The organism is Streptomyces canus, assembly GCF_001514145.1.
In the GTDB taxonomy this organism is placed as follows: domain Bacteria; phylum Actinomycetota; class Actinomycetes; order Streptomycetales; family Streptomycetaceae; genus Streptomyces; species Streptomyces canus.
Map to the genome: position 1 here is coordinate 26169 of NZ_KQ948694.1, position 6186 is coordinate 32354.

At 67.0% G+C, this 6186-nt stretch carries 5 protein-coding genes and 2 pseudogenes; 4 read left to right on the forward strand and 3 right to left on the reverse strand.

Annotated features, from left to right (window positions below; translation table 11 throughout):
• Positions 1–189 precede the first annotated feature (189 nt).
• Positions 190–312: a hypothetical protein gene (locus tag AQJ46_RS58720; protein WP_263972928.1), complete on the forward strand. Its 123-nt coding sequence runs from the start codon at positions 190–192 to the stop codon at positions 310–312.
• A 517-nt stretch (positions 313–829) separates the two neighbouring features.
• Positions 830–1171, forward strand: a complete 342-nt coding sequence (locus AQJ46_RS50545; protein WP_159064275.1) for a hypothetical protein — start codon at positions 830–832, stop codon at positions 1169–1171.
• 202 nt (positions 1172–1373) lie between these two features.
• Here the strand turns inward: AQJ46_RS50545 and AQJ46_RS58310 are convergent.
• A pseudogene (locus tag AQJ46_RS58310) lies at positions 1374–1865 on the reverse strand (permease); the annotation flags it as partial.
• Between the two features lie 620 nt (positions 1866–2485).
• Between AQJ46_RS58310 and AQJ46_RS50555 the strand changes: the two are divergent.
• On the forward strand, positions 2486–3337 hold the full coding sequence (locus tag AQJ46_RS50555; RefSeq protein WP_225887673.1) for an MBL fold metallo-hydrolase: 852 nt from the start codon (positions 2486–2488) through the stop codon (positions 3335–3337).
• A gap of 43 nt (positions 3338–3380) precedes the next feature.
• Here AQJ46_RS50555 and AQJ46_RS53835 read toward each other — a convergent pair.
• Together AQJ46_RS53835 and AQJ46_RS50570 are read right to left on the reverse strand one after the other, a co-directional pair.
• Positions 3381–4258, reverse strand: a pseudogene (locus tag AQJ46_RS53835) (IS5 family transposase).
• A 178-nt stretch (positions 4259–4436) separates the two neighbouring features.
• The gene (locus tag AQJ46_RS50570) at positions 4437–4718 is read right to left on the reverse strand and encodes a hypothetical protein (RefSeq protein WP_059212121.1); all 282 of its coding nucleotides are present in this window, start codon (positions 4716–4718) and stop codon (positions 4437–4439) included.
• An 860-nt stretch (positions 4719–5578) separates the two neighbouring features.
• On the opposite strand from AQJ46_RS50570, the gene AQJ46_RS50580 reads away from it, so the two are divergent.
• Positions 5579–6067 carry a hypothetical protein gene (locus AQJ46_RS50580; RefSeq protein ID WP_159064276.1) on the forward strand — a complete coding sequence of 163 codons (489 nt, stop codon included), beginning with the start codon at positions 5579–5581 and terminating at the stop codon, positions 6065–6067.
• Positions 6068–6186: the final 119 nt, after the last annotated feature.

Below are 6186 nucleotides of genomic sequence, written 5' to 3' on the forward strand. Positions count from 1 at the left end.
ACCATGACGTCGCGGGGCCGCCTTCACCGGCCGGTTCAACCGGGTGCGGCATGCGGTCCGCTCCCACTGCTTGTCCCTGAACTGCGCTCTGTGGACAACTTCTTGACCCAAAACTCCCTGCGCCGTCCATCTGTGCGGCGCGGTCGGTACAACGGGAGGTTCAGGGTCGATCTACGGGAAGAGGGGCCGATGGCGGACCACGAACGGCAGCGCAGGCGCGAGCGGTTCCTCCAGAGCAGCAAGGACGTTCAGGAGGTGTGGGCGCGGGAGATCGCCTGTCCGGACGGGCCGCTTGCCGGGAGCAGTGCTTGATGTGCTGGAGCACGGTGACGGCTGGCTCGGGCACGTGCAGCTGGTGACCGGACGACCGGCCAATGACATCGACAAGGCCGCAGCCGCCATCGAGAAGGCGTGGGACCTGGTGCCCGGGTCGGTGGTGGTCGACTCAAGCGCAGCGGCGTGGAACTCTGGGTCTACTACCGTCCCTCCGCCGCCCGGCACCACCGGCACCGTCCGATGGGCGTTCGCCATCACGGCCGGCAGGGCGAAGATGGACTGTGCGATGGCGAGGCTGCCCACTTGCAGGACTGGGCGAACCGGTACGCGCACTCGTGGAAGGCGATGCGCGGCGGTGACCCTGTCGACATGGAACGCTTGCTGCGCCGTCTGGCCCGCCTGGAGGCTGGGCTGACCGACTGCGCCTACTACGCCAGGCCCGGGGTGCTCGCCGGGATCGTCGAGAAGGCCGGCCCCCCTACGCAAGCCTGTCCGAGGACATCGCCTACGCGATCGGCATGGCGCCGCGGTGCTCATCGGAAGGGCAGCGCTGATGGCCGTCGCAGACGTCTGGGTGGAACTGCACAGCCAAGCCCTGGGTGTGCGGCTCGTGCGGGCCGACACCATCGAGCAGGTGTGGTGGGACGTGAAGCAGCCTGCATTCCTGATTGTTGCTCTTCGGGGCGGGCAGGACGTCCGCCAGGACGTGCGGGCCGGTTTCCCGACCGACGACATCGAGGAGGGCGAAGCCGGGGACCTCTGCATGACGCTGGTGGAGTGCATCGCCGAAGCCGCCGACAACGGCGGCCCCCGCATGGTGTGGATGGCCCGTGACGAAGACACCATGGGCGTCTTCTGGAAACGAGGGCCCATGATCGACCACATCGCCCGCTGACGAGCGGGCACGCGCTCCGGGCCCCTCCGGTGCGAGGGCCGGGCCCGGCTGTTTACCGTGGGGCCGTGATGCAGCAATCGACCTGGCCCCGGACCAGATCACCGAGCGGTACCTGATCCAGTCCCGGCTGGCCCCGGCTCAGGCGGCGCGGGTGCTCCACCAGACCGTCTGTGCGCGCACGCTGACGATCACTCATAGGGGCGTGCTCACGCCCCTGTTCGCCGGCTTCGGGTGAGTCACCCATCATCCGCAGCATGGCCGGTCCGCTCGTGCGAGCAGACTCGCGGCCAGCAGCAGGAAGGCGATGTTGAGCCAGGTCGTGTAGTTCCAGGTGGCCCCCTTATCGGGATGCGTGGCGTCGGCCTGGTCGGGATCAGTCCCAGCCCGCCGGAGGTGAACTCGACGACGTATCCGGCCACGGCCATCGCGGCGAGGGAAGTGACCAGCAGGAAGACGGCCATCCGGGCGCCGTAGTACTTCCGGTAGATGTCAGGATCGGCAGGTCCGCGAAGATGAAGGCGATCACGCCGCCCAAGCTGATGCCGCCCTTCCACAGCACCACGGCCAACGGCACGTTGCCCATGGAGCAGACGAACGTGGCGACCGCCACCAGGGGCCCGATGAGACGTCCGATCAGCTTGGCGGCGAGCGGACGGTCCTCCAGGAAGAACGCGCGCCAGAAGTCGTCTGGCACCGGTCGGCGCGGGCGACCGGGCGGATGCGAAGCTGGAAATCCGGCTGTGACCCATCGGCGTGCACTCCTGTGAATGGTTCCAGGACAGCACGCATTCCACTGCGGCGCGACCTCGCACAGCGTGGCGGTGTTCGCGCATGGACCATCGAGCCCGGGCTGCCACCCACGGGGCGCACGGCTATCGTGCCGCCGATGACGACCACCACCACGTTGAGCGACGCAGACTTCAACGTCCCGATCCAGGAACGGTACTTCGAGGACTACGTGCCGGGTTCGGTGTACGTCTGGGCAGCATCACAGTGAGCGAGCGGGACATCCTCCATATCATCGACCTCGCCACGCATCCTTCACCAGCGCCCCCCTGACGACTAGGGCGTGTCTGAAAGTCCGCACAGCACCCACGGGCGTCAACGCCAGCCCCCCAAGCAATGCAGCTGCGAGGCTAACCGACGGTTGGGCTCAGCCGATGGCCAGGGCGAGACCTGTCGGCGACGCCGACCGTGCACCTCTCGTCGCTCACCGAAGCCGACCGTCACGACTTCCCCGTTTGACGTCAGCCCGGCACGGGGCTGCACTGGATTCATGGACGCTGCGGCGACTCCGCCTTAAGGAGAGCAGCGATGACAACTATGTATACGTTCAACCTTCTGCAGCCGTACAAGATTGCCGAGGAGACGTTCGTCATCCCGTGGGCTCTTGAGGCCCCGCCGGTCGGCCACTTCCCGATGAATTCGATGGTAATCCGGGGAGCCGAACCGGTCCTCGTGGATACCGGGGCGCCCGCAGTGCGTGCCCAGTGGCTGGATGCAGCCTGGTCCGTCGTGGATCCCCTGGACGTGCGGTGGATCTTCCTCACCCACGACGACCGCGATCACGCCGGCAACCTCCTGGCAGTCCTCGCGGAATGCCCGAACGCGACCCTGCTGACGACATGGTTCTCCATCGGCCGCATGGCCGAGGAGTGGGAGACCCCCATCAACCGGTGCCGCTTCATGACCGACGGCGACACGATCGACGCGGGCGACCGCACCCTGGTCGCCAAGCGACCACCCCTGTACGACAACCCCACAACCCGCGCCCTCTTCGACCCGAAGACCAACGTCCTGTGGTCCGTCGATACCTTCGCCACGAACGTGCCGACCCCGATGCCCGAGACAGCAGCGATGTCGCCCGACGAATTCCGCGACGGCCAGTTCTTCGGCGGGCGCCTGGTCTCCCCCTGGGTCGCGCTGCTGGACGCCCAGAAGTTCGGCACGGTCGTCACCGACTTCCAACACCTGAACGCCGAGGTCATCGCCGGCTGCCATTGCCCAGTCCTCCGTGGCCCCCAGATCCCCGAGGCCTACGACCTCCTCCGCCAGCTCCCCGAAATCCCACCGTGGACAGAGTTCACCCAGGCCGACCTGGACCAGTGGATGGCGGCTGCCGAGAGCTCGGTTCCGCCGGAGCAGCCGCGGCCGTCGGGGACATAAGTGGCGCTGACCCACAGCGTTGGGATCTGCTGCACTCCGGCGCCTACGACCGGAAAACCTGTCGCTCGGCTAGGGGCACGGTCGCTTCGTAGCGGACGGTGAGTTTGTCGTACCTCGTGGCGACGGCCCGGTGGCGCTTGAGCCGGTTGATCCCGCACTCGACCGCGTGCCGCTGCTCGTAGCCGTCCTTGTCGAACTTCGGCGGACGCCCGCCGCGCGAGCCGCGCCCCAGCCGGTTGCGGACCCGGTCCGCCCGGACCGGAATCGTGGCCTTGATCCCGCGTCTGCGCAGGTAGGACCGGTTGTCGCGGGAGTCGTAGGCTTTGTCGGCACGCACCCGGCCCGGTCGCTTGCGCGGCCTGCCAACTCCGGTCCGGGGCAGGGATCGCTTCCAGGACCCGCTCGAACTGCGGGGAATCACCCCGCTGCCCGGCCGTGATCACGACGGACAACGGCTTCTGGACCTGCTCGACGGCGGGGTGGATTTTGCTGGTCAGGCCGCCTCGGGACCGTCCGAGCGCGTGGTCGGCCGGCTCGACGGCGATCCCGCCGGGCAGCTCCTTCTAGAGGTCCCCCTTTTTCGCGACTCCGGCCGAATGCTGGTGGGCCCGGAAGACCGTGGAGTCGGCGTGCACCTCCCAGGTGATCATGTCCTTCGCGTCTGCCTCAGCCTGCAGCTGGGTGAGGATCCTTGCCCAGGTTCCGTCGCGCTGCCAGCGCCGGAACAGGTCGTAGACCCGGTCCCACGGCCCATAGCGTTCCGGCACGTCACGCCACGGGGCCACCGGTCCGCGTTCGCCACCGTATGCCGTCTATCAGCCGCCGCCGCGTCCACACCTGCGGCCGGCCCGGCTTGATGCCCCGCGGCAGCAGCGGCTCAAGCCGGACCCACTGGCCGTTCGTCAGGTCCCCACGTCCCACAGAACGTGATCATCAATGAACGAGATTCACTTTCGCAACATACCTAGCACCCCGGGCGAGTACACCCGAGAGTCCCACGCTGAGAACGAACCGCTAACCTTGTGGTCCTTCCCCCTCAGGAGGGGAGTGCAGCGGTTACACCTCCGACGCGTTGATTCGGTCCGCGCCCAGGCGGTAGTTACGGGATCAAAGCGTTGTAGACCTCGACCACCTTCGACTCGAACGGTGGCGCCCCGAGTTCCTGCGCGGCCGGCTTGACGTGTTCTTCGATGAAGCGCCGGAACGCGTCTTCCGACTCCCATACGTCAATGACCTGCCAGCCGCCCGTCTCGCCGGGTGCCCCGAAGTGGGCGATAAGCCCAGCGGGGGGATTCGTCGGGTCCGGGATCGCCCGGTCGAAGGTAGCCTGGTAGAGCTCCTGGTTCCAGCCTGCGGCCTTATTGACTACCAGAATCGGCATCTCGGCGCCTCGTTTCACGTGTGAAGATGGATGTGAACGACGCTAGATCCGAGTGCGAGCGACTGCGAGCGGTGGCGGTGGCTGCTTGCGCCGTCTGACTGATTACAGGTCTCCCGAGGTTGACCGGCAAAAGCGGAACAAGCCGGAGGACAATCGCTGTTTTCCGAGCCGAAATTCCCCTGAGTGCCACGGTGGCGTCCTACCAGCTGAAAACATCCAATTTCTACCAGGTGGCTGGGTCTGCATCGGGGTTCTTCAACTAGGGCGATGGTTGCGGTGATGCGTTTGCCGACCGGCTCGCGAGGCACCGCGAAGCTCTGGGCGACGGCCGCGACGATCTCCATGCCGTGCTGGCCGACCCGGCCGGGTTCTGCGGCCCCCGCCACCGGCAGGGCGGGGTCGCTGTCCCCGGTCACCCTCACCCTTGCGTCGGCAACGCGAAGTTCCAACAGGGCGGGGCCGGGGCGTACTTGCGGGCGTTGGTGGCCAGTTCACTGACCACCAGCCGCGTCATCTCCATGGCACGTGAGGAGACCGGCGCGCCGTGGTCGGTCTGGATGCGGACCAGGAAGCTGGCGGCGACATGACGCGCTTCGGCGATGCAGGAGAAGTCCCCGCCAGGGCTATGGGCGTCTCCAGCGGGGAAGCACCATTACGTTGCCCTGTCGGGCGATCGGATGGCTGGACTGAGCCAGGGCGGGTCCGAATGCGCGGTAACCGCCGGAACCGTAATCTCGGGACGAGCGGGATGGGTCGGCCCAGGCGCAAGCCCACAAGATCCGGCACAGTGGAGTGGAAGAAGACGCCACCATGAACAAGGTCACGGCCAGTGTCGCGCTGGTCCGGGAACGGTGCTGCTCGTGGCCGGCTGCTCGGAGGGGACAGGCAAGGTCTCCAAGAGCTCGCAGACAGCCTCGAAGTCCGCGACCGTCCGGCCGGGCGGGGTCTACACGGTGACGACGACGCACGCCGACCTTCTGGCCGCCGGGCCGGACCCTCACGAGGACGTCCCGGAGAACTACGGCAAGTGGGTGTACGTCTTCAGGGGAGACCGCCTCGCCTACAGCCAGGAGAACAAGGACGCTTGCACCTGGGCGTACGGCAAGGTCACCTTCTCCGGGCCGACATTCTCCTGGGCGATCATCGAGGGCGGCTACCCCAAAGCACCGCACAAGGGCTACAACAAGCCCGGCGAATTCTTCTCCTTCGCTTTCAGTATGCGGGGCGACACCCTGAAGCTTTCACCGGCTCCCCCGCGCCGTTCCTCCTCAAACCCTGGCACCGGGTCAGCGCCACCCCTTCCGACGATTACTTCAGCCGCAACTGCCCGCCACCCGCGAAGTGGGTGACAAGCAAGGAGAGGCAGTAGGGGTATGGGCCCAGATCATCTGGGTGCGGTGGTCGCCGAGCCGCGTAACGGGCACTCAGGCTTTTGCGCTTCGCCGTCAGCTACCTGCTGTCGGAGTAC

Excerpts from the sequence above, each read along its gene's own strand:
- AQJ46_RS58720 (WP_263972928.1), top strand. The coding sequence starts at position 190 with ATGGCGGACCACGAACGGCAGCGCAGGCGCGAGCGGTTCCTCCAGAGC.
- AQJ46_RS50545 (WP_159064275.1), top strand. The coding sequence starts at position 830 with ATGGCCGTCGCAGACGTCTGGGTGGAACTGCACAGCCAAGCCCTGGGT.
- AQJ46_RS50555 (WP_225887673.1), top strand. The coding sequence starts at position 2,486 with ATGACAACTATGTATACGTTCAACCTTCTGCAGCCGTACAAGATTGCC.
- AQJ46_RS50570 (WP_059212121.1), bottom strand. The coding sequence starts at position 4,718 with ATGCCGATTCTGGTAGTCAATAAGGCCGCAGGCTGGAACCAGGAGCTC.